General features: G+C 71.4%; 1 protein-coding gene. It reads right to left on the reverse strand.

All coding sequences use genetic code 11. The annotated features are described in order from the left end of the window. The coding region (locus FLW16_RS43135) for a ketoacyl-synthetase C-terminal extension domain-containing protein (RefSeq protein ID WP_312847204.1) at positions 1-420 on the reverse strand (420 nt) is incomplete at both ends.

The raw sequence follows: 420 nt of genomic DNA on the forward strand, positions 1-420 counted from the left end.
GCTGGGTGGTGCCGATGATGACGGCGCGGTGGTCGAACCGGGTGCGGGTGGTGGCCAGGGAGTAGCCGACGTCGACCGGGTCCAACTCGGGGTGCCGGTCCAGATGGTGTGCGAGCCGGGCGGCCTGGGCCGTGAGCGCATCTCGCGACCGGGCTGAGATCACCCACGGCACCACCGGTAGCGAGCGGCGTTCGTGCGATTCGTGCTCGGCGGGCTCTGGTGCTTGTTCGATGATGACGTGGGCGTTGGTGCCGCTGACGCCGAAGGCGGAGACGGCGGCGCGGCGGGGGTGGCCGGTCTGGGGCCAGGGGCGTTGTTCGGTGAGGAGGCGGATGGTGCCGGTGGTCCAGTCGACGTGGGGGGTGGGCTCGTCGATGTGGAGGGTTTGCGGCAGCACCGCGTTGCGGATGGCGTGGACGG

This window comes from Microbispora sp. KK1-11 (assembly GCF_006874435.1).
Lineage (GTDB): Bacteria > Actinomycetota > Actinomycetes > Streptosporangiales > Streptosporangiaceae > Microbispora > Microbispora catharanthi.